This window comes from Enterobacter sp. N18-03635, assembly GCF_004006055.1.
Classification (GTDB): Bacteria; Pseudomonadota; Gammaproteobacteria; order Enterobacterales; family Enterobacteriaceae; genus Enterobacter; species Enterobacter vonholyi.
Window position 1 is genome coordinate 2,289,209 of record NZ_CP034769.1, and the last position, 23,360, is coordinate 2,312,568.

The 23,360-nt window shown below is 59.1% G+C and carries 19 protein-coding genes; 4 read left to right on the forward strand and 15 right to left on the reverse strand.

Translation table 11 applies throughout. The features are described 5' to 3' along the window. Positions 1–6: 6 nt before the first annotated feature. The 4 genes from ELK40_RS11650 (at position 7) to ELK40_RS11665 (ending at position 6,526) form a co-directional block, all read left to right on the forward strand. Positions 7–2,673, forward strand: a complete 2,667-nt coding sequence (locus tag ELK40_RS11650; RefSeq protein WP_127730965.1) for a response regulator — start codon at positions 7–9, stop codon at positions 2,671–2,673. Beyond that, a complete protein-coding gene (locus ELK40_RS11655; RefSeq protein WP_127730967.1) occupies positions 2,670–4,844 on the forward strand; it encodes a glycoside hydrolase family 2 TIM barrel-domain containing protein in 2,175 nt (724 codons plus the stop codon). The genes ELK40_RS11650 and ELK40_RS11655 overlap by 4 nt, the downstream gene beginning before the upstream one ends. A 94-nt stretch (positions 4,845–4,938) precedes the next feature. Then, positions 4,939–5,226, forward strand: coding sequence for a VF530 family protein (locus ELK40_RS11660; RefSeq protein ID WP_023292372.1), 288 nt, complete (start codon positions 4,939–4,941; stop codon positions 5,224–5,226). 7 nt (positions 5,227–5,233) lie between these two features. Beyond that, positions 5,234–6,526 carry a glycoside hydrolase family 10 protein gene (locus ELK40_RS11665; RefSeq protein ID WP_127730969.1) on the forward strand — a complete coding sequence of 431 codons (1,293 nt, stop codon included), beginning with the start codon at positions 5,234–5,236 and terminating at the stop codon, positions 6,524–6,526. Between the two features lie 39 nt (positions 6,527–6,565). Here the strand turns inward: ELK40_RS11665 and dsbG are convergent, their stop codons facing one another. The 15 genes from dsbG to ELK40_RS11740 all read right to left on the reverse strand — a co-directional run bounded on the left by dsbG (position 6,566) and on the right by ELK40_RS11740 (position 23,265). Beyond that, positions 6,566–7,324: a thiol:disulfide interchange protein DsbG gene (dsbG, locus tag ELK40_RS11670; RefSeq protein WP_127730971.1), complete on the reverse strand. Its 759-nt coding sequence runs from the start codon at positions 7,322–7,324 to the stop codon at positions 6,566–6,568. 41 nt (positions 7,325–7,365) lie between these two features. Then, a complete protein-coding gene (locus ELK40_RS11675) occupies positions 7,366–7,977 on the reverse strand; it encodes a DsbA family protein (protein WP_127730973.1) in 612 nt (203 codons plus the stop codon). Between the two features lie 7 nt (positions 7,978–7,984). Next, on the reverse strand, positions 7,985–10,009 hold the full coding sequence (locus tag ELK40_RS11680) for a protein-disulfide reductase DsbD domain-containing protein (RefSeq protein WP_127730975.1): 2,025 nt from the start codon (positions 10,007–10,009) through the stop codon (positions 7,985–7,987). Between the two features lie 48 nt (positions 10,010–10,057). Further along, positions 10,058–10,426, reverse strand: coding sequence for a hypothetical protein (locus ELK40_RS11685; protein ID WP_127730977.1), 369 nt, complete (start codon positions 10,424–10,426; stop codon positions 10,058–10,060). 87 nt (positions 10,427–10,513) lie between these two features. Further along, positions 10,514–11,074 carry an RNA polymerase sigma factor gene (locus ELK40_RS11690; RefSeq protein ID WP_127732787.1) on the reverse strand — a complete coding sequence of 187 codons (561 nt, stop codon included), beginning with the start codon at positions 11,072–11,074 and terminating at the stop codon, positions 10,514–10,516. Positions 11,075–11,079: 5 nt separating this feature from the next. Beyond that, a complete protein-coding gene (locus ELK40_RS11695) occupies positions 11,080–11,499 on the reverse strand; it encodes a hypothetical protein (protein ID WP_023327517.1) in 420 nt (139 codons plus the stop codon). 149 nt (positions 11,500–11,648) lie between these two features. After that, positions 11,649–12,161 (reverse strand): AAA family ATPase, encoded by a 513-nt coding sequence (locus tag ELK40_RS11700; protein WP_115875124.1) that lies wholly within the window; start codon positions 12,159–12,161, stop codon positions 11,649–11,651. Positions 12,162–12,278: 117 nt separating this feature from the next. Further along, entirely contained in the window at positions 12,279–13,829 is a 1,551-nt protein-coding gene (locus ELK40_RS11705) for a methyl-accepting chemotaxis protein (RefSeq protein ID WP_127730979.1), read from the reverse strand. A gap of 89 nt (positions 13,830–13,918) precedes the next feature. Further along, positions 13,919–14,935 carry a LacI family DNA-binding transcriptional regulator gene (locus ELK40_RS11710; RefSeq protein WP_127730981.1) on the reverse strand — a complete coding sequence of 339 codons (1,017 nt, stop codon included), beginning with the start codon at positions 14,933–14,935 and terminating at the stop codon, positions 13,919–13,921. A gap of 28 nt (positions 14,936–14,963) precedes the next feature. Beyond that, positions 14,964–16,370, reverse strand: coding sequence for a sucrose-6-phosphate hydrolase (locus tag ELK40_RS11715; RefSeq protein WP_127730983.1), 1,407 nt, complete (start codon positions 16,368–16,370; stop codon positions 14,964–14,966). Then, the gene (locus ELK40_RS11720; RefSeq protein ID WP_127730985.1) at positions 16,370–17,740 is read right to left on the reverse strand and encodes a sucrose-specific PTS transporter subunit IIBC; all 1,371 of its coding nucleotides are present in this window, start codon (positions 17,738–17,740) and stop codon (positions 16,370–16,372) included. The genes ELK40_RS11715 and ELK40_RS11720 overlap by 1 nt, the downstream gene beginning before the upstream one ends. Before the next feature lie 66 nt (positions 17,741–17,806). Continuing rightward, positions 17,807–19,324, reverse strand: coding sequence for a carbohydrate porin (locus ELK40_RS11725; protein ID WP_127730987.1), 1,518 nt, complete (start codon positions 19,322–19,324; stop codon positions 17,807–17,809). Between the two features lie 173 nt (positions 19,325–19,497). Next, entirely contained in the window at positions 19,498–20,388 is an 891-nt protein-coding gene (locus ELK40_RS11730; RefSeq protein WP_127730989.1) for an aminoimidazole riboside kinase, read from the reverse strand. Between the two features lie 88 nt (positions 20,389–20,476). Continuing rightward, positions 20,477–21,688, reverse strand: coding sequence for a diguanylate phosphodiesterase (locus ELK40_RS11735; RefSeq protein ID WP_115875136.1), 1,212 nt, complete (start codon positions 21,686–21,688; stop codon positions 20,477–20,479). Positions 21,689–21,783: 95 nt separating this feature from the next. After that, positions 21,784–23,265 carry an alpha/beta hydrolase gene (locus tag ELK40_RS11740; protein ID WP_127730991.1) on the reverse strand — a complete coding sequence of 494 codons (1,482 nt, stop codon included), beginning with the start codon at positions 23,263–23,265 and terminating at the stop codon, positions 21,784–21,786. Positions 23,266–23,360 lie beyond the last annotated feature (95 nt).

The window sequence follows — 23,360 nt, forward strand, 5'->3', positions numbered from 1 at the left end:
ATCACGATGAGCGCATTCACGTACGATCTTAACGCGCTGCCGGCGGCCGTCATGATTTATGACCGCGAGGAACGCCTGCAGGCCTGGAATCACAACGTGGCCCTGTTTTATCCGGTCATCACCCCGTGGCTGAAGGCGGGCACAACGCTGGAGTCGCTGGCGGAACGCTTTATCGACGCCGTTTACAACATCGACCCTGGCCTGCGTCAGACGCTGCGCGAGTCGATCGTGCGCAACTGTCGGCAGGATAAACACTGCGAAGTGCGGCAGTCGGGCCAGCGGCGCATCTTCGTCCAGCACCAGCGCCTTGCGGACGGCGGCATTGTCAGCCTGCACAGCGATATTACCGAGCTGGATGAAGCGCAGCGGGCGCGGCACCAGCTGCATGACGATTTTCTGCTGACGGCGGAATCCATCCATATCGGGATCTGGGACTGGCAGGTTTCCGGCGACACGCTCCAGGTCAACGATACCCTGCTTGCCATGCTGGGCCAGTCGCGCACCCAGTGGCGATATCCGGTGCGTTTTTTACTTAACCAGGTTCACGAGGACGATCGCGCAGCGCTGCGCAAGGCTCTACAGGCTTCGAAGCAGGATCATCGCCCGGTCTTTGAATGTGAAATTCGCGTGCATCACCCTACCGAAGGACTGCGCTGGATGCTGCTCTCCGGCCAGGTGGTCACGCTCTCTATTGAGGGAAACGCCGAGCGCGTGATTGGCACGCTGCAGGATATTACGCGCCGCAAGGAGGCTGAAATTCAGGCGTTCGCCTCGGCCATTGAGGCACAAAAAGCCAACGAGGCAAAAAGCGCGTTCCTGGCGAATATGAGCCATGAAATTCGCACGCCAATGAACGGCATTATTGGCATGACCCAACTGTGCCTGGATACGGCGCTCAGCGCCGATCAGCGCGATTACCTGACGCTGGTGATGAGTTCTGCCCAGTCTCTGCTGCACATCATCAACGATATTCTCGACTTTTCCCGAATCGAAGCCGGCAAAGTGGAGCTGGAGGCGGAGCCCGTCCCGGTCCGCCCCTTTATTCAGTCGCTTATTCGCCCGCACATGCCGGGGGCCAGCGAAAAAGGCATCGAGCTGCTGGTCGATATTGCGCCCGACGTCCCCGACGTGCTGCTGGTCGACGGCGCGCGACTGCGCCAGGTCCTGACCAATCTGCTGGGCAACGCGCTGAAATTTACCCATAAGGGAGAAGTGATCCTCATTGTTGAACCCGGCGATAGCGCGGAACACTGGCGTTTTCGCGTGCGCGACAGCGGCATTGGCATACCTTCAGATAAGCAGAAAGCCATTTTTGAAGCCTTCAGCCAGGCGGATAACTCAACCACCCGACGCTATGGCGGTACGGGGCTCGGGCTAACCATCTCTGCGCGACTGGTCGCGGCGATGGGCGGCGAATTAACGGTGTCCAGCGAGCCGGGGAAAGGCAGCGAATTTTCCTTCGCGCTGCCGCTTGCAACCCAGGCGCCTGGCCCGGAGGAACGCCGGCATAGCCATAGCTTTAACGGGGAGCCCGTGCTGGTGGTTGATGATAACGCGACAAACCTGCGGCTATTGGCCGCCATGCTTAGCCAGATGGGGCTGAAACCCACCTGCGTCAACAACGCCAGCGAGGCCATCAACCGGGTTAAAGCGGGAACAGCATGGCCGCTGATCCTGCTGGACGCGCAGATGCCGGATATGGACGGCGTGTCGCTGGCTCTCGAACTTTCGGTGCTGCCGCAGGTTGCTGAGAGCCATATCATCATGCTGAGCTCCATGAGCCGACATTTTGATATCAATATGCTGAAGCGGATCGGTATCCAGAACTACCTGCATAAACCTATCGCCCAGAATGAATTGCATCAGGCGATTGCCGCGGCGTTTGAACGTGCGCCGAAGACGGTGAGTGAAAGCGCGCCCGCACCCACCGTCGCGCCGGACACAGCCGGGCTCAGGGTCCTGCTTGCGGAAGATAATCTGGTCAACCAGAAGGTCGCCGCGCGCCTGCTCGAGCGGCTCGGGCACACCTGTCAGATCGTCGATAATGGCGTCGCGCTGCTGGAACGCTGGCGCGCGGACGCGTGGGACGTTTTGCTGATCGATCTTCAGATGCCAGAGATGGACGGTGAAACCGCCATTCGCCTGCTGCGTGAAGAAGAACGCGCCCGCCCCGGCCCGGCTCAGCCCACCGTCGCCATGACGGCACACGCCATGCAGGGGGATAAAGAGCGCTGTCTTCAGATGGGTTTCGACGGCTACATTGCCAAACCCATCAGCCAGGAGCGTCTCGCTGAAGAGATTGCTCGCGTGCTTCCGCGCCACGATGCCCCTTCCGACTTCCCGGATGAAGCACGCCTGCTGAAGCAGTGCGCTGACGACCCTGCGCTGGTTCAGGAGCTGCTGGCCCTGTTTGGCGAAGGGCTGGAGGAGGCCATGAAGACCATCACCCTGGCTATCGACAGCGACGATCGTGAAGCGCTGCGCCGCGCGGCCCACAAGCTGCGAGGAGAAGCCGTCACTCTGGATTTCGGGCGACTCGCCCGTCAGCTGCAGGCGCTGGAGAGCGAGGCGCACACGCTGGAGGGGCAACAGCTTGCGGCGCTAAACCAGCAGCTTCAAAAGGAATCGCTGCGCCTGATGGCGTGGCTCAACGCGCGCGGGGTAAACGCATGAACGCTCGCAACTGCGCGCTGCTCGTTGCCCTGTTAACCACCCATACGGTGGCGAACGCTGCGCCGGTCAGCTGGTCTCTGGCCGGAGAATGGCAGGTTCAGGACGCCAATGATAGCGCGCATCCTGCCGCATCAGGCTGGCGCCCGCTTCAGGTCCCCGCCAACTGGTACAGCGCCGGGTACGATCATCAGGGCGCGCTGTGGTACAAGCACGCCTTTTCCCTGCCCGTGCAGCCGCCCGACGTAATGAGCACCCTGGTTTTTGACGGCGTCGATTACCTGGCCGAGGTCACCCTGAACGACCAGCCGCTCGGCCAACATGAGGGCTATTTTCAGCGCTTTTCGCTGGATGCCAGCCAGGCGTTACAACGTCACAACCGACTGGTGGTCAGGGTGGACAGCCCTTACGAAGATCCCAATAAGGTCTGGCCGCTGCATAAAACGCTCATGAAAGGGATCCTTAACCAGCATGACACGCGTCCCGGCGGGGCCTGGTCGCCGCAAGGACAGGACGCCAACTCGGGCGGCATCTGGGCACCGGTGAGGCTGCATCTTAGCCGGGGCGCTACCCTGGATGAGACCATCCTGCGACCAGACTGGTCACAGGGGCTGACGCACCCCGCGCTGAAAGCAGATATTCGCTATCGGGCGCTCGGCCAGGGCCCGGCGACCGTGCGGCTCACCGCCACGCCCGCCAATTTCAGCGGCAATCGCTTCCAGGCTGACTTTCCGGTTACCCTCGAAAGCGGCGCCCATTCCGTGCAGGTGACGCTGCCTATGCCGAAGGCAAAACTGTGGTGGCCCGTCGGTACCGGAAAACCGCACCTGTATACCATTCGCGTGGCATTGCGGGATGAAAACGGCCTGATGGATACGGCGGTCACCCGCACCGGGCTGCGCAAGATCGTCGAGCAGCCCGACAATAAGGGCTGGCTCATTAACGACAAACGCCTTTTCATTAAGGGCAGCAATTACATCGGCTCCCCCTGGCTCAGCACCATGACGCGAGAAAAATACCGTCGCGATCTTCGTCTGGTGGAAGCCATGAACGCCAACGCCATACGCGTGCACGGACACGTTGCCGGACGTGCGTTGTATGACGTGGCCGATGAGATGGGCATGATGATCTGGCAGGATGTTCCGCTGCAGTGGGGCTACAACAACAGTGCGGCTTTCACGGAAAATGCGGTTCGACAGACGCGGGAGATGATCGAACAGTTCGGTAATTCTCCCGCCATTATCGTCTGGGGCGGGCATAACGAACCGCCGTGGAACTCGCCCTGGATGGAAAAACGCTTCCCGGACTGGAATAAAAACCTCAACCGCGAACTCACGCAAAAGGTAGCGGATACGCTTGCCGAAGATACTTCGCGCATCGTGCATCGCTTTTCCGCCGTTGAGGAGCATTACTGGGCGGGCTGGTACTTTGGTACCGTACGCGACCTGCTTGCTCCGGCCAAAACGGGGATCATCACCGAGTTCGGCGCGCAGGCGCTTCCCCGCCTGTCAACGCTAAAAACCATCATCCCGGCGGCGTCGCTCTGGCCAAAAACGACCGCCGCTGACGATCCCGGCTGGACCGTCTGGAAATACCATAATTTTCAACCCTTCCAGACCTTTAAGTTTGCCGGTATTCCGCGCGGGAAGAACATTCAGGCGATGATCCGCAATACTCAGGCGTACCAGTCTCAGCTGGTGGCCACGGCGGCAGAGAGCTACCGTCGACAGCGCTACCAGCCGGTGACGGCCCTGTTCCACTTCATGTTTGTAGAAACCTGGCCCTCCATCAACTGGGGCGTGGTGGACTACCTGCGTAAGCCTAAGGCCGGGTTTTATGCCTTAAAACGCGCCTACCAGCCTGTTTTGCCGTCCATTGAGCCGGTGACGGCGCAGTGGCAGTCCGGGGCGGCGGCGAGCGTGCGTCTGTGGGCCATCAACGACACCTGGAAACCGTGCCGCGAATGCCGCCTGAGCTGGCGCATCACGCAGCGCGACAAGGTGCTGGCAAAAGGCACGACAACGATGACGATCGCAGCAGATTCGGGAGCGATGGTTAAAACGCTTACGGCTACGCCCGAGGGCCAGGATGACGTGTCGATTCGGTTTACGATTGAAAACAGCGCGGGAAAAATTATCGGTGAAAATCAGCGCACGGAGTCCGTTATAAGATGAGCGAGGGGAAAAGGAAAATTGCCGCTTCCCCTGCTTTCTTGTACCCTTTCAGCGTTTATCCCAATCACCTAAAAATCGAGACATCCGGACGCCTATGACTGCACATATTTCCAAAGATCCTTTGCATGGCGTAACGCTGGAGATGATGGTCAACGCCCTGGTGGCGAAATATGGCTGGAGCGAATTGGGCGACCGAATCAAAATTAACTGTTTCAGAAAAGACCCCAGCGTTAAATCGAGCCTGAAATTTCTGCGCCGTACCCCGTGGGCGCGCGCGGAGGTTGAAGCCCTGTATCTGGACTCTCTCAGCGATGAGGGAAATACAGAGCAGGCGGCGCCCGCATTTAATCCCTGGGCCAACAGCAGGATTATCAAGAGCTAATACGCAAATGACGCGACACGTAAAACGGATTGGTGCGCTGGCTGCCTGCGCACTTTTACTTGTAAGCTGCTCCTCAAAACCACCCAAATCACTGGTTACCCCTCTCCCCACCGTCAATAAACCGACGCCGCAGGCAAACGAGCCGATGCGCGGGATCTGGCTGGCGACCGTCTCGCGTCTCGACTGGCCCCCGGTGGCCTCGGTGAATGGCCGCAGCGCGGACCAGCGCATCGCGATGCAAAAGCAGGCGCTGATTGCAAAGCTCGACAACCTTAAGCAGCTCGGCATCAACACGGTATTTTTCCAGGTGAAGCCGGACAGCACGGCCCTCTGGTCATCTAAAATTTTACCGTGGTCAGATATGCTGACGGGCAACATCGGTGAGTATCCGGGATACGACCCGCTGCATTTTATGCTTGATGAAGCGCACAGGCGCGGCATGAAGGTCCATGCCTGGTTTAACCCCTATCGCGTATCGACCAACACCAAGCCGTCCACCATCGCCGCCCTTAACCGGACCGCCTATCAGATCCCGTCCAGCGTTTATGTCCAGCACCCGGAATGGGTCCGCATCTCGGGCGACCGCTTTGTGCTCGACCCGGGCATTCCCGACGTGCGGGACTGGATAACCAAAGTGGTGACCGAAGTGGTGGCGAACTACCCGGTTGACGGCGTGCAGTTTGATGATTACTTCTATGCCGAATCGCCGGGCTCCGCGCTGAATGATTCGCAGACCTGGCGGCAGTACGGCCAGGGGTTTGCCTCGAAAGCCGACTGGCGTAGACACAACACGCAGCAGCTGATTGTCCAGGTCTCCCGCGCGATCAAGCAGACAAAGCCCAACGTGGAGTTTGGCGTCAGCCCGGCGGGCGTGTGGCGTAACCGCTCCTTTGACCCGGCAGGCTCCGACACCCGCGGTGCCGCGGCCTATGATGAATCCTACGCCGATACGCGTCAGTGGGTGCAGCAGGGCCTGTTGGACTACATCGCGCCGCAGATTTACTGGCCCTTCTCCCGTGATGCCGCGCGCTATGACGTGCTGACCAGATGGTGGGCCGACGTGGTGAAGCCGACCCACACTCGCCTGTATATCGGCATTGCGTTCTACAAGGTGGGCGAGCCGTCGAGAAACGAGCCGGACTGGACGGTTCAGGGCGGCGTGCCGGAGCTGAAAAAGCAGCTCGATCTCAACGATTCGCTGCCCAACGTCAACGGCACCATCCTGTTCCGGGAAGATTACCTGAACCAGCCGCAGACGCAGCAGGCGGTAAACTACCTCCGCGGACGCTGGGGAAGCTAAATGCCACCAGGCAGAAACGCCCCGTTTCTGCCTGGTCTTTTACGGCTTCGGCCCGAACATCGCCTCAAGCTGCTGGGCATCCGGCATACCCACCACCTGCTGCAGCTCGTTTTCCGCATTCAGATAGTAAATGGCCGGCGTGGCGTTTGCGCCCAGGCTGTCCATCAGCGCCTGATGTTTTTGCAGGATCGCTACCGTTTCGCGGGAAGCGTCCCCTTCAGGTTTTGGCAATTTTTTTCCACCGGAAAGCTCGTATTCGCGCCAGGCCGAAACCGGATCTTTCGCATTCAGAATCGCTGAGGCGTTACGTCCGCTGTTGGGGTTGAGAAACGCCACCAGCAGCGTGTTGAGCTGAACCTTGCCGGCCTTCACCCACGGCTGCGCTTCGGACCAGAACTGCTTGCAGTACGGACAGAACGGATCGGCAAAGACAAAGACCTTACGCGGGGCGTTATCCGCCCCTTCCTTCAGGGGATGCGCCGCGTTGAGGTTCTTCCACATCTCGCGTCCCATCGGGGCGTAGATCTCTTTCTGGAAATAGCCCTCGCTGAGGTTTTTTCCTTTGTCATCATAAAGATAACCTGAGATCACGTGCTTGCCGTCCGGCGTGAGAAAGAGCGTCACGCCCATATCCTGATACTGCCCGAGCCAGGCTGGCGCCCCGCCGGGAGCATCCAGCTTCTTGATGATTTTGATCTGCTGCTGCTCGCTGAACTGCTTCACCACGTCCGGTATGGCTTCAGCCGCCTGTACCAGCCCTGACGTCGCCAGCGCCGAAAGTAACAGTAATTTTTTCATTTCCCTCTCCGGTTTATCGGGGGCATTTCGCCTCCTTCAGGTTAGCGGTTTTTCAGTGCTTCACTGACCATTTCGTCGAACTGTCCGAACGGTACCCAGCCGGGAAGCAGCCCCTCGCCGATAAGCGTGGCGGGCGTGCCTTGGATCCCCATTTTTTCCGCCACAATGAGGCTTCGCCTGATCGTCAGAAAACTCTCCTCATCCGGCGTCGTCACGCTCACGCCCGCCCGCTTTTGCGCCTCCTGAATGCTGGCGTCATCGTGGTACCCCTTTTTCGCCATCAGGGTGTGGTTCAGCTTCATAAACTGCTCAGGATGCGCACGCCAGACGGTTAACGCGTCTCGTGCGGCGGTCAGCGAACTTTCAGAGCGGAAAGGTAAAAACTTAAAGACCACCGCCACGTCCGGATGTTTTTCGACAATCTTCTCCAGGTACGGATCGAATTTTTTACAGTACGGGCAGTTGTAGTCGGTAAACACCACCAGGGTGAGCTTTGGGTTTTTCGCTCCGATGCGCGGGGAGTTTGGATCGTGAAACAGGAAATCAGCGATCGTCTTCTGCGCGCGCTGCTCCTGGTCCGGCGTCAGCGGCTGGGCGGCAAATACCTGAAGCGGGGCCAGCAGGAGCAGCAGCGTAATAAAGAATTTTTTCATGACACAGTTAACCTTTTGCGTTGTTCAGGATGGTGACCAGGGTGCGCTTGTCCAGCAGCGGCGAGAGGATCTCGCCATCAGGCCGGCCGGGGCCATACACCGCGTTAAACGGAATGGCGTAGCGGTTTCGCTTCGCCAGAAAATCCGCGATAAACGCGGACGGCTGGCTCCAGTCTCCGCGCAGGGCCACCACGTCCGGCTGGCGCAGCGCGGCAATCACGTCCGGCTGGCTGAGCACCCGATGCTCGTTAACTTTGCAGGTCACGCACCAGTCCGCGGAAATATCCACAAACACCCGTTTCCCCTGCGCCAGCGCGTTCTCGATAGCCTTTTCACTGAGCGGCTGCCACGGGATAGTCTGCGCAACGTTTTGAGCTGGAGCGTCAGGCGCCGCGTTAAGCAGACCGCGCACCTGATACCCGCCGAACGCCGACAGCGCGATGACCACCAGCCAGAACAGCGGCGAAGATTTTTGCCCCTTTAGCGCAAACAGCACCAGCGCGACGGCAGTCAGCCCCAGCATCACGATCTGGCTGACCGCCTCGCCCAGATGCACGCTCAACAGCGTCGCCAGCCAGAGGCTGGAGGCCAGCATCATCAGGCCCAGGATCGTTTTGAGCGTGTTCATCCAGCGGCCGGGTTTTGGCAGCAGCATGGCCGTTTTCGGCACCAGGGCAACGAACAGCCACGGCAGACTCATGCCCACGCCGAGCATCAGGAAGATCAGCCACAGGGCGTGCAGCGGCGCGCCAAGTGCAAAGGCAACCGCCGTACCGAGGAACGGCGCGGAGCACGGCGTCGCCAGCAGAGTGGCGAACATCCCTTCGCAAAAGCTGCCGCCGATCCCCGAGCCCCCTGCCGTCGCCAGCCGTCCTGCGGCAGAAGAAGGCAGCAGCATTTCAAATGCTCCAAACAGGTTCTGCGCAAACAGGAAGGTCACGGCGACCATCAGGCCGATAAACCACGGGTTCTGGAACTGAATGCCCCACCCCAGCGACGCTCCGGCCAGCTTCAGCGCGGTGACCATCCCGGCCAGCAGCATAAAGGAGGTGAGGATCCCGGCGCTGGTGGCGAAGAAGCGTAGCCGGATGGCACGCCTGTCCGATCCCGCCTGAAGGATGCTGTTAAGCTTCATGCCCATCACCGGCAGCACGCAGGGCATCAGGTTCAGGATCAGCCCGCCCAGCAGCGCAAAGAGCACCATTTTTCCCGTCCCGCCCGGCGCGGAGGTCTCTTCGGGCGTTGTCCCAACGGTCATGGTGGTTTGCTGCGCCCGATCGCCGTTGGTCAGCACAAACGACAGCCTTTTGCCTGCCAGCGAGGCGGGTTTGTCTCCCCATTCGTCGGTCACGGGTACCGTCACCCGAAGCGCAGTGCCGTCATGTTTAATAACCGGCTCGCCGGGCAGAATATCGCCCTCCAGCGGATCAAAGTAGATCCCCGGATTGTCCCATTTCCCATCCGTGGTGCCGGTAATCACCAGCTTGTCGCCAGAGAGCCAGGCGGAGAGATCCGTGGATACGCCAGACGTGCCCGGAACGGCGCGCATCGCTTGCTCGAAGTCGCTGCGGAAGCCCTCATCCACCGGCTGGGTAAAATCGAGATGCAGCGGGTAGTCCGTCAGCAGGCAGACGTTGCTGCACGTAGAGAGCGTCAGCGTCCCGTCGAGCGCGTCGCCCTTCACCCCGTCGAGAACGATCGGGATAGTGACCTTATCGTGATAGCCCTGCGTCGTCATGCCGGAGATATCGAAACGCGACGGAACCGGCCAGGACCAGCTGTCCGTTATGCCGTCCGTCCAGCTGATTTTCGGCGCCACGCCGCCCTCGCCCGGCGATCGCCAGTAGGTTTTCCAGCCGGGCTTTAGCTCAACGGTGAGCAGACCCTTAATGTGCGTTTGTTCCCTCTCCGCCTGAAAGCGGATGCGGGCGTGATCGTTTTGTGGGGATACCAGCCAGCCGGTGTCCGCCGCATGGGCAATGCCGATGCAGGACAGCCACAGGAAGACGAATCCCCTGAAGAGGTTAACCATGTTGTACTCCGTGAACAGTGAAAAATTATCGTGTGGTGACGATGTTTTTCATTCACGGAAAACGCAGTTTTTCAGGTGTATTCGGGGAGGCGGTGCCTGAACGGGCTGTTGCGCAGGAGCCAGTGCCCGCCCTTGCGTAAACAGCTGCAGCAGCGCGAAGAAGATAATAATGGCCGGTAGCGCGCCGTCGAAAAACAGCGGCTGGGCGCAGAGAAGCGAGTGCGCGCCTAGCTGACAGGGCGATGGCCCGGACTGCTCGGTGCTGGTTTGCGTTGGGGCATCAGCACTCAGAGAAATCTGCGGATCCAGTCCCTGTAAAAAATGGTTGAGCATCACCGCACGCTGCACGAGGCAAAGCGCCATCGCGAGACAGGTGATAATCAAAAGCCATTTTCCGAGGAGCTGACGGTTGCGCATAACATTCCAGAGTGACGAGACGCCCCGATCATAAACGATAGTGATGAATCTACAAGTGCCGGAAGTGTAAGGTTTTGTCTGTCGCCGCTATTCGCCCGTCAGCGCGTCATAGACGTCCCGCAGCCGCGTGCGCAGAAACAGCACCGCCTTGTGCTTGCGGGATAACAGCGCCTGCTCGCTGGCGCCGGTCTCCTCTGCCAGCTTTTTAATGCTGTAGCCGTGGAGCTCGGTCTTTTCAAACGCCTCGCGCTGCGGCGGAGGAAGTTCAGACAGCGCCTGCCCCAGCTCTTGCCACAGCAGCGTCTTGAGGTACTCCTCTTCCGGCGTGTGCGGTACGCCGAACAGGGTTTCGGCCAGCTCGTCTTCCGGAAAACCGTCGTCGTCATCGCCCGTAAAATAGCCGGAGAGCGATACCTCACGCTTTTTACGCGCCCGGTCGGTCATCTCGTTACGCGCCGCGCGGAACAGCCAGGCGGCGACGTTTTCGACCGGCTGCTCCACTTTCATCAGCTGATACGTCACTTCCTGCAAAATGTCGTCGGCATCATCGCGCACGGAGGTCCGTCCGCGAATGAAGGCTTTCAGCCGGGCGCGGCAGGCATTGAGCGCCGACATCAGCATGGATCCGCCCGCCTCCCCGGCTTTCATCTCGCTCACTCCGCGTCCGGCGCTTTTGGCGTAGCGTCATCGCGCTTATCGTCACGATGACCGTGCCAGCCGCAGTGACCGCGTCCGTGGCGACCAAACCCTTCGCGACGCTGCTGAATAAACGCCTCACGCTGTTCGGGCGTCATGTTCATCCAGCGCTCGTGCATCCGGCGGTGCGCGCCAAACATCCCGGGGCGGAAACCTAAGCCGCCAAACAGAATGCGGCTCAGCACCAGAATGCCCAGCGCCTGCCAGAATCCGATGGCCTTCACGCCGAGGATCGCCGGGAGCAAGGCGTTCCACAGGGACATCACCAGCAGGCCGAGCACGATGAAAATCACCGCGCCGATGACTAAGCCCTTACCCATGCGGTGGCGACCAAATCCGCGCCCGTGACCTCTGCCGTGCATTTCAAAATCTCTCATGGTGTTTACCTCGTTTACAGTAACTGATTATGGCGTGTGATGAGGTAGACGGATGAGGGAGGGAAATATTGCTTGGGGGAATGAATAATTTTGCGGGGAGCGTATTTTCACACGCCCCGTGAAAGCCATTGCTGGCGCTTGTTCACCGTTTAAGGCCGGTTTAGAGCGTTCTTAATCTCCAGGATTTTATCTGCACACTCTGCAGCTGATAACAGGGCGGTATCCAATATGAGATGTTCTCTTTCCCAGGTTTCGTACTCACGGTTTTTAACCTGTTCCCAGTCAGGAGGCGTGAGCCCTGGGATATCAGAGACTCTGTTCTCTACGCGAAAACGATGTTCTTTTTCGTCTGAGCAGACAATTTCAACTTCCAGGAAAGGCACCTTCAACGACAGAGCAATATTGCGGAAAGCATCTCGCACAAGGTGAATATCATTAACAGAATCGGTCACAACGGTGGAGCCCAGCTTAAGATTTTCACTCGCTAAACCATAGAGGGCAAAATAGCCCTCCGGACCCGTTTTCTGACCGGGTTCAGAAACTGAACGAATGGCCTGCTCAACGGTATCAACCCGCAGGTAGACCGCTCCCAGCCTTTGAGCAACTATTTTTGCAACGGTGCTTTTACCGCTGCCGGGTAGCCCACTAAAAATAATTAACATAATTTTCCCTGGTGATAGTTAGATTAGATTTGTGCTGCCTGCAGAGACCTTCTGAATTATACAGTTACGGTTACGCCAGGTACAAAAAAGGCTCCTTGCGGAGCCTCCTTCATTCAATCAAGCCTGCACCGGCAACCTAAAACTCGAAATACTCCGTGAAAGCTGCTGCGCCTGCTCTTCCAGCGAGGCCGCTGCCGCGGCTGACTGCTGCACCAGCGCGGCGTTCTGCTGGGTCACGCCGTCCATCTCGGTCACCGCCTGCCCGACCTGGCCGATCCCGCGGCTCTGCTCTTCAGAGGCGACGGAGATCTGCTCCATCAGCGTATTCACTTTATTCACCGATGAAATGATCGAATCAATTACCTCGCCCGAGCGGCTCACCAGTTCCGCACCGTTTTTCACGCTGGAAACCGACTGGGCAATCAGGCTCTCGATGTCTTTCGCCGCTACCGCGCTTTTCTGCGCCAGAGTGCGCACTTCGCTGGCCACGACCGCAAAGCCGCGTCCTTGCGTACCGGCGCGCGCCGCTTCAACCGCCGCGTTCAGCGCCAGGATGTTGGTCTGGAAGGCGATGCTGTTAATCACGCTGGTAATGTCTTCGATGCGCTTCGAGTTCGCCGCGATGGTATTCATCGTGTCGATGACTTCACGGGTCACCGCTTCACCGGTGTGGGCATTTTTCACCGCGTCCTGCACCAGTTTACCGGCCTGATAAACGTTGTCGGTATTGTTCGCCACCGTCGCGCTCAGCTCTTCCATGCTGGCCGCCGTCTGGGTTAACGCGGAAGCCTGCTGTTCGGTGCGTGACGCCAGGTCGATATTTCCCGAGGCAATCTCCTGCGCTGCGTGCGTTACGGTATGGCTCGCATCGCGCACCTGGGCGATTGTCGCCAGCAGTGCCTGACGCATCTGCTCCATCGAGTTCATAAGATGATCGATTTCGTTATGTGCGCACCCCTTCACCGGCACCGGAATGTCCAGCTTGCCTGCCGCAATCTGGCTGCAGTGCTCGCGCGCCAGGTTGATCGGCGCAAAGACAAAGCGCTTCATCAGCAGGCTGACGGCGATAATCACCACCACAAACAGGCTGGCGATAGCGGCAACGATCGCCAGGCCAGAGACGAAGTTACTGCTCGCATCTTCGTTCAGGCTTTTGGCGTATTTCTGGTGGACGGAAAGCACCTGGTCGAGAACGATCTCGTACTGGCGGTCAAGGCGGGAGACTTCCGGGATCAGCGCGTTGAATTTAGCCACATCGTGCGCCTCGGCGGCGTCGATCAGCGGCGCCAGCCCCTGGTTGCGGTAGTTTTGCCAGCCGTCCTGATAGGCTGTCACCAGCGGCGCTTCATCCGGCAGACGCGGCGACGCCATAAAGGCCGCAAAGGCGTGGTCCGCTTTGGTCAGCGCCTCTTTCACGGCGGTAAGCTTGGCAGCCTCGCCGGCAGTATTACCTGCTTCCACCATCTTCACATACTCCATAACCCTCACGCGTAGCGTACGGCTGTGGTTGATGGGGTCAATAATGGACAACACAACCTGGATCTCTTTGTTGACGTTATCCAGCGAATTATTACTTTTAATGATGAGGCCAACGCTGGTGACGGTGCTGACAACAAAGAAGAAAAGCAGCGAGAACAGGACAATCAGGGACGACTTTTTCAACGACATAAACCAATACCTCAAGGAGAATTATTCCTTATGGTTATCGGCGCTTCCAAAACTTAAATTAATTAAAGTTATTGAAGTATCCAGTCGGGCTATTTCGATGACTTATAGCGCCGCTGCAGGGTGGCAGCCAGCTTGCGTTGCAACGGTTCCGGGGTCTCCCCCTCGATCAGTTTGCTAATCAAATCAAAGCAGTGCCACGCCAGCTGTCGGTTATCCTGGCGGATGGTATCCACCGGGATCGTCAGCGAATCGTAGAGATAGTGATCGTCAAAACTGGCTAACCTGATATCGCTTTGCAGCAGGTTATGTTGGCCCATATAGCGCAGCACCCCTTCCAGCAGCCCGCAGGCGGCGGCGAACAGCGCTTTCGGCGGACGCCCCAGGCGGGCGCAGAGTTCAGCAAACATCTCGTATCCGGAGCTCGGGTGATAGTTGCCGTGAATGATCCACTCGGGGCGCAGCTCCACGCCGGCCTCACGCAGCCCTTGCTTAAACCCTTCCAGACGGTCGCGCGTCGGGGATAAGCGGGGCTGCCCGCCGAGGAAGTAGAACTCATCAGGATGCTGACGCGCAATGTCGGCCACCAGTTCGGTCGTCGGGGTAATGGAATCGGTGATCACCAGCGGCAGCGCGCTGTCGTTGATGTGACGGTCAAACAGGACCACCGGCAGCTGCTCGCTGAGCTTATGGTAGTCCGCATCGTTGAGCATGCTGGAAGCCACAATCAGCCCGTCCACCTGACGCGCCACCATGTTGTTCACCACTACCGTCTCCTGCCCCGGGTTTTCATCGCTGCAGGAGATCAGCAGCTGAACGCCCGCCTCGCGGCACAGCGTTTCCAGCTCGTGAGAAAAGACGGCAAAACCGTAGTTGGTGATCTCCGGGACCACCAGACCAATGGTGTGGCTGCGGTTATCGCGCAGCGACCGGGCGTGAATGCTGGGCTGATAGTGGTGCTCTTTTGCAATCGCCAGCACGCGCTCGCGCGTCTCTTCCGCCACGCGAAGCTCTTTGCTGCGCCCGTTCAGGACCAGGCTGGCGGTGGCTTTTGACACACCCGCCAGCTCCGCGATGTCTTTAATGGTGACGCGTTTTGTTTTTCTCACAACGACTTAGATCCGGCTGTCAAAACCCTCATTCTATCATGCAGGCGCGCAGCGACCAGTAGCGTAATGTGATATCGGACGCACCTTCGAACCGCACCCGGGCCGGATGGGCAGGAAAATAGCGGCTGCTCATCACCCCTTCGCCGTGGTTAATGAAGATTTCGACGCTGGAGCGGTCGCAGAGAACGCGTAAATGAGTGACGTCGCCCTGCCAGTAGCGGGTCAGCGTTTCACCGGTTTTCAGGCTCGCGCGTTCCAGACGCACGCCCTGCTCATCGACCATGAGACGCAGCGCGCCGGCAAAATCGACGTTCACGCGCGCGGCGCTAAGCTCAAACTCCAGGCACGTCGCGTCCAGCTCAGGCGCCTCGATGGCGCACCCCTGCCAGCGCTGTTCATCTTCACGCAGCGCCGCCAGCTCGCGCGCCGGGGTCTGCCAGAGCCTGCCGTCGCGGTACCGTAGTTCGCGCGGGCAGGTCATCTGGTGCATCCAGCCGTGCGCCCGGGTGGGCTGAAGCATCTCTTCCCCGTCCGGTACGCCCATCCAGCCGATCAGAATGCGGCGACCGTCTTCCGCCAGCGTGGTTTGCGGGGCGTAAAACTCAAACCCCGCATCCAGCTCGTGGAGCTCGCCGTGATCGAATGTGGCGCTGGCGTAATCAAACGCCCCGCTCATCCAGGTAGCCGGATAGGTATTGAGGTAGCGATGCGGCTCGCGCGCAAGCCCCTGCGGGCAGCAGATCAGAACATGCGTTCCGTCGAGGTCAAACAGGTCCGGACACTCCCACATATAGCCCGCGTCCGTCAGGCCGTTAATCCCGTGACCGGCGATCTCCCCGCAGGAAGTCCAGGCGTGCAAATCGGCTGACTTAAAGAGCAGCACCTTGCCGCGCTTTTGTACATCCTGCGCGCCGAGCACCATGTACCACTCCCCGTCGTGCTGCCACACCTTCGGGTCGCGCACGTGGCCGGTGTAGCCTTCCGGCAGCGCCAGCACCGGCCCCAGCTTCGTAAAGGTTCCGTCCGGCTGCTCCACGGCCAGGCACTGCCAGGCGGTGCGGCTGCCGTCATCGAACTTGACGTTGCCGGTGTAGCACAGTGTCAAAACGCCCTGGTTGTCCACGGCGCTGCCGGAGTAGCAGCCGTTGCGGTCATACTCTTCGTCGGGCATCAGCGCCAGCGGCTCATGCCGCCAGTGCACGAGGTCCGCAGAGCTCCAGTGCCCCCAGCACTTGAAGCGATGCTCGCAGTCCAGCGGGTTCCACTGATAGAACAGGTGGTAGCGGCCGGCAAACCAGATAAACCCGTTCGGGTCGTTCATCAGCCCCGTCACTGGCGCGGCGTGCCATTGCGGATAGTGGCTATCCGCCAGCGCCCGCGGCTGACCTTTCATAACGGCCTGCAGGATCGCAGGCCAGCGGGAAGGTAACGTCATTATTCAGAATCCGTTTTATATTTCAGCAGCAGCGAGACGGTAAACGCCACGCCGAAGGCAATCACCATGCCGATAATATAGTTCAGCAGCGAGCTGGCCTGCACGATGGCCATGCCCGGGATGGCGGTCAAGCCGACGGCGGTCATATACACATGCACGGAGACCACCCAGGCACCGCCCACCGCGCCGCCGATCAGCGCGGCGATAAACGGCTTAACGAAGCGCAGGTTAATACCAAAAATGGCCGCTTCGGTGATGCCCAGCATCGCAGAGAACGCCGACGGCAGGGTAATGGCTTTGATTTTGGCATCTTTGGTTTTGAACCACACCGCCAGACAGGCGCCGCCCTGCGCCACGTTCGCCATGGCCCAGATCGGCAGCAGGAAGTTAACGCCAATCGACGGGTTACCCAGCAGCCCTGCTTCGATCGCGTGGAAGCTGTGATGAATCCCGGTGATCACAATTACCGAGTAAAGCCCGCCGAACAGTAGCCCGGCCAGCCAGCCCGCGTGTTCAATTAACGTGCTCAGGATAAAGGAGATGCCGTCGCCCAGCGCGCGCCCCGCCGGGCCGATAATCAGCAAGGCGATAAAGCCGGAGATAACGACGGTGAGGAACGGCGTCAGGATCAGGTCTAGCGCATCCGGGATCGCGAGGCGCAGGTTTTTCTCGACGATGCTCATAAACCAGACGGCCAGCAGCACCGGGAATACCGTGCCCTGATAGCCAATCATCGCAATCTCAAGGCCGAAGAAGTTCATGGTGTGGAAACCCGACGCCACGCCCCAGGCGTTGGTCAGCGCCGGGTGGGTCAGAATGCCGCCCAGCGTCGCGCCGAGGTACGGGTTACCGCCAAATTCGCGCGCGGCGGTGAACCCAATCAGAATAGGCAGAATGATAAACGCCGCCGAGCTGCACATGTCCAGCATGATGTAGATGGCGTTATCCGCATTGACCCAGCCGTAGGTTTTCACCATGCCGAGCAGACCCATCAGCAGACCGGACGCCACAATCGCGGGAATGATCGGCACAAAGATGTTGGAGAGTAAGCGGGCAATGCGCTGGAACGGGTTCAGCTTGCGCGCCGCCAGATCCGCGGCTTCCGACTTGCTGGATTCGCTAATCCCCGCCGCCTGAATAAACGCGGCGTAAACCTTGTTGACCACGCCCGTGCCAAAAATCACCTGCATCTGCCCGGCGTTACGGAAGCAGCCTTTTACGCCATCCACCTTGCCGATGGCCTGCTGATCCGCCAGCGCGTCATCGACCAGCACCAGACGAAGACGCGTTGCGCAGTGCGCCGCGCTGGCGATATTTTCCTTGCCGCCGAGCAGCGGAATAAGCTCGCGGGCGATTTGATTAAAAACCATAGATACCTCTGCCTGACTTCTTTTTATGATGTACGAAACGCTCCCGCCAGGCGGGAGCGTGATGGGTTAAAACCAGGTTTCCATCTGGACCCCAAAGTTCCATTCCCCGCCGGCGTTGAAGCCGCTGCTGCCAAAGGCATCATCGCTGGCGTAATGATCCAGTTTGCTGCTCCAGTCCATCCAGGTGGCAAACAGGCGCAGCTCAGGACGGCTGAAGAAATCGCCGATTTTGCTCGCTTTTAAGGTTGGCGCAAAGGTCAGCTTGTAGAAACTGCCGTTGACGGCGTTGCGGTCCTTATAGCCTTCCGGATTTAAATCCATGTACTGATAGCTTCCCTCAAACGCCAGCGCGAAATTCTGGGTGACCTCTTTAATCAGGCGGGTGTTGAGCGTTACCCACTCATAGCTATCGCCCTTGACGTAGCGATCTTTACTGCTTTGTGCCAGAACGGCGGGCGCAATGCTCCAGCCGCCGCCCACAGGCGTGACACCGTAACTTGCGAAGCGCCAGGTATCCGCCTCAGACAGCAGCGCGCCGTCGGAGCCGATGCTTTTGACTTCCGCCCCCAGACCGTGACCGTACAGCAGCGCCGTTTTTGCAGTCCCTTCGCGAAGGCCGTAGAAGCTCTCATTATGCAAGCCGACCAGGGCATGAACGCCGGTATTGGCAGCATCGGTTTTGATGAGATCGCCGTTAGTGTCTTTACGATCGTCGTTATCTTTCGCCCGCAGGCCGCTCACCATCAGCTGGAACGGGCCAGCGAAGTGGTTCATGCTGAGGATATAGTTTTGAACGTTGTTGTCGGTCTGCTCCACGCTGCCGAAGTTGCGGCCGTAAATGGAGAAGTTACTGCGCAGCGAATCGTTCCATTTTACGTCGTAGACGCCGCCGCCGGTACCGGCCAGGAACACCACGTCGGAGTCCAGCCAGTGAATGTCAAAGTTGTCGCGGTCGAAGCGTTTGCCCGCCCAGAAGGTACTGCCCTTCAGCGCGCCGGTAAAATCAGGCAGATTGCCCAGCTCTGCGAAGGCCTGGCGAATATTGAGGTCGCTGGTATCGGCTGACCAGTCGTTATAGGTTCTCTGACCGTCGGCCAGCATCGCCTTGAAGCGCGTGGTCGCCCCGTTGTCCAGGGTTTGCTTGTGCTCCAGGTTCAGCTCGACGTATGTGTCGGCTTCGTTCCCCAGACGCCCTACCGCGCCGCCGGTTTCTCCGGCTGGCGTCAGGTAAGGGCCGCTTTTGCTGCTGGAGGCCGCATCGTTCATCAGCAGGCCCGAGCGGGCGTAGCCGTGGAACTCAAACCCGCCGGTCTGTTCCGCCTTCTTCTCCAGCGCGCTGGTGCGCTGCGCTACCGCCTGAGTTGTCGTTTGCGTCCGCTGCTGAGCGGCAACCAGCTGCTGCGTTTTTTGTTCCGCATCGGCGGCGCGTTTTTCAGCCACCTGCGCACGCGTTTCCGCCGCCTGGAGGCGCTGCTCCATCGCGGCAAGGCGCGCTTCAATACTGGACATATCCGTTTGGGCAAGAACAGAGGTACTTCCGGCCAGCATGCCTATCATTACGGCAAGTCTGCGTTTTTTATACATTTTGTCGCATCCCTAAAAGAAGTCATTAAACGTGCTAAATTGCTAAACCGGTTTAGGTTGCTGATACTAAACCTGTGAATTTTGGATCGGCAATCTTTTTTGCTAAACCGTTTTAGTAAGTGTGATCGAGGCGACAATTCAGGCCGCCGGATGGCGGCCAGTGAAGGGAGGAATTACAGTTCGTGCTGCCACGGCAAGGCGGTCATCGCCCCTTTGGCCGTGGTGGCTAATGCGCCGCAGCGCTGGGCTAAGGCGATGACCGGCGTCAGGTCCTGCCCGGCAGCCAGCCCGTAGAGCAGTCCCGCCACGAAGGCATCGCCCGCGCCGGTGGTATCGACACACTCAACGGGCGTTGCCGGATAGTGCTCCACGGCGCCGTCATGCCAGGCGATGACGCCCTCTTTACCCTGAGTGACCAGCACCAGACGCGCCGGGCAGCGCTGCATCAGCACCTCCAGACCAACGTTGACCTCCGCGCTGCCGGTGAAAAAGGCCAGCTCTTCTACCGAAAGTTTCACCACGTCGGCACTTTGCAGGGCCTGCTCCAGGCAGCCATGCAGTGCGTTCTCATCCGGCCAGAGGTCCGGGCGAATATTGGGGTCGAAGCTGACGTAACCGCCCGCTTCACGGATGGCGGCCATTGCCTCAAATGTCGCAGTACGGCTCGGCTCGGCGCTTAGCGCGATGGAGCAGACGTGCAGCCACTCTCCGGCGCTAAACTGTGGCAGATCGGCGGGTTCCAGAAAAAGATCGGCGCTCGGGCGCACCATGAACGTAAACGAGCGCTCGCCGTGGTCGTCGAGATCGACCACTACCGTTGAGGTGCGGTGCGCCGGGTCAAGGCGCATCCACGTCACGTCAACCCGCTCGTCAGCGAGCGTTTTCGCCATAAAGCGCCCGAAAGGATCGTCGCCAACCCTGCCGATAAAGGCGCTCTGGCCGCCAAGCCGGGCAATACCGACCGCAACGTTTGCCGGTGCGCCACCGGGACACTGCAGCAATCTGCCTTCTCCATCGGGCAGCAAATCCACTACCGCATCGCCAAGTACCCAGATTTTCTTCATGTGATCCTCTTAGCTAAACTATGTTAAACCGTTTTAGCTATTTAAGCACAGGCCGGGCAAAGGGGAAATAACGGGAGGGAAAATTGGCTTACCGCACCAGATGCGGCCAGTAGATATCGCCGACGCCATTAAGCTGCGGCCGGGCAAACAGGAAGCCCTGGAAACGACGGATACCGGCGGATTCAAGCCAGCACCACTCTTCTATTTTCTCAATGCCTTCTGCTACCAGGGTGATTTCCAGATCGGAGCAACAGCTGATGATGGAGCGCACGATCGCCTGCTTCGGGCCGCTCAGGTGGATGTTGCTGACAATTTCGCGGTCGATTTTAATTTTGTCAGGCTGGAAGCGGGTCAGCAGCGAAAGCCCGGCATAGCCCGAACCAAAATCATCGATCGCCAGGCCAATCCCCTCGCCGCGAAGCTGCTTAATGGCGCTGTTAAACTGGTTGAACCCGGAGATCATCTCGTTTTCAGTGACTTCAATGACCACCTGCTCCGGCTGAAGGCCATGCTTTTTAATCTGATTGACCAGAAATTCCACCGCGCCAGGGACATTAACCAGCGACATGGGCAGCAGGTTTACCGCGATTTTATGGCTGCCAATGCCCAGCTTTTCCGCCAGCGCAAAGGCATACGCTTTTGTCTGGAGATCGACTTCGTAGACGTTGTCCGGGTTGACAGTGCTGAAGAAATGCTCCGGGCTGCCGCCGTCGTTGCCGCGGATAAGCGCCTCAAGGGAGCTGATCTTCCCTTCCGAGGGCTCGACAATAGGCTGCAGCGCAAACTGGCAGGTTTGCCCGACAATCAGGCCCAGATGCTCACCAAAGGGTAACGTTTCGGTCGAGAGCGTCCATTTGTCCGCGGTGTAGCGTGCCCCCGACGGGGCCGGACGTTTACCGGTTATAAAGGTCTGAATAAATTTGAACACCCGATCGTCGGAGGTCAGATAGCTGTCCAGCTTGCTGTAGCGCAGCACCGACTGCAGCACCTCTTTCGGCGACTGCATTTGCAGATCGAACAGCAGCATGCCGACGTTTTCGAAGCGTCTGCGCGGACCATAGTCCCGCAGCAGTTCAACCACCCCGCTGTGCCGCTTGTCCTCACGGATGGTGTGGAACAGTTTGACCACACTCTCTTCCGACCCTTCGAGGATCTGCAGAACGTCGTTCCCTTTAGCAAGGAGGACGCCGGTGATATTCAGTTTTGCATTGCGGCCCCTGGCGCGCTCCACCAGCTCCCGCAGTTCAGTGGTCGGGGGGGATAAATTCAACTGGCTTCGGTAGATCAGAGTCGTCAGCACAAAAATGGGTTCCGATGAGAAAGAGAGGTGCTTTGAAGCTTCTATTTAACATACTTAATCAATGCGACCTAACTTATTCACACCACAAAGGAACGTTACTTTCCCCCGTCGCCAATCCGGCTGTCGATCCTCTCCTGCATATAGTCGTAGAACGGGTTCGAGGTGACCCGCATCAGCGCTTCTTTTCCGACGCTCAACACGGACGTTTCTCCCCAGAGCGCAATCGTCCCGAGGCTGATGCCGTAGCGGTTTTTCACTGCAGGTTCACGACCATAAAGATCGTCATCCGGCGGGAACGGCACCGCAACGTGCGACAGGGAATAGACATCCTGCGGCCAGGACTGCGCAAGCGGCACGACCGTCTCCTGCGTGCTGCCTGCTGGAGTGATTTTCGCCACCGTCGAGAAACTGTGCTCGCCGGCATTGGTGATAACAGTGACACTGTAACGCCTTTGCGCAACCGGCAGCAGCGCCGAGGTTGCCGTCCACGACGACGGTTTGAACAGCGGACGGAAGCTGGCTGCCTGATTGATGTCAAACACCACCAGTTCGCTGCCGTTTGCCGGAAGCTGGTCAAACAGGCCGGTCACCACCGCGCGGGTGCTGACCGTAGAATCCATGACCGACTGGAACGCCAGCACCGGCGGCAAATTCGCCAGCCTGTTTTCCCGCGCCTCACGGCCAATCTGCTCCTGCAGGGCCTTCGTCAGCAGCCACGACTGGCGAGCGGCGTTAACCGGGAAAGAATTGTATTTATACGGGTTATATTCCGGCGCAATATTCAGCCAGGCTGCTTTAGCAAACGCCGGCAGCAGCGCCGGTAACCCGGCGAAACCGGCAAAGCGCGCAAAGGCCGTCACGCCGATCATCGGTGAGAGCAGGATCACCTGCTGGGGTTTACGCAGCGCAGAGGTGTCAAGCGCATCAAGGGTATATTTCATCGCCAGCGCCCCGCCGTTTGAGTAGCCCACCAGATGCAAAGGCACAGCTTCACCCGCCAGGCGCGTGGCTTCCCGCACCGCAAGACGCGTCGCCGCCAGCCACATTTCCCAGTCAACGTCCGTCAGCGCACCGGGAGCGGTGCCGTGTCCGGGTAGACGCGGGACGACGGCCACAAAGCCGTGCTGCTGATAGTTCACGGCAAGACGCCTGACGCTGTAAGGAGAATCCGTCAGTCCATGCAGCAACACCACCGCGCCGCGTGGCTTTCCGGCCGGCATCAGCACAAAGGAGCGGTTGGCATCGGGGGCAAACTGACCGGGCCACACCAGGCTCTGGCGGTAGTAGCGGTTTAACGGGGTTTGTTCCTCGCCCGCTGTTTTCGCCGTCACCGCGTTATCCAGATCGGTGAAAATCGCCTTTTCCCGGGCCTGATACCCGGCAAAGTCGGTGTTGTCCATCTCGCGCGCGGACATCTCATTGGCCCGCCAGGTGTGCCACAGGTGCAGTTCCGGTCCCTGCTGCGAGAGATAGACCCGCACCGCCAGCAGGACGACCAGTACGATCCCCACGACCATTCCTGTTTTCTTTGCAAGCGCGATCAGGCGCACGCTGACTCGCCAGGGCAGATTTGCCATGCCGGGATCCCTTTTATATTCACAGTACATCTATCTTATCAAAAATGTGAACGGACTGACGTATTCACCAAATTCATACCTGCCCGCTCAGCCAG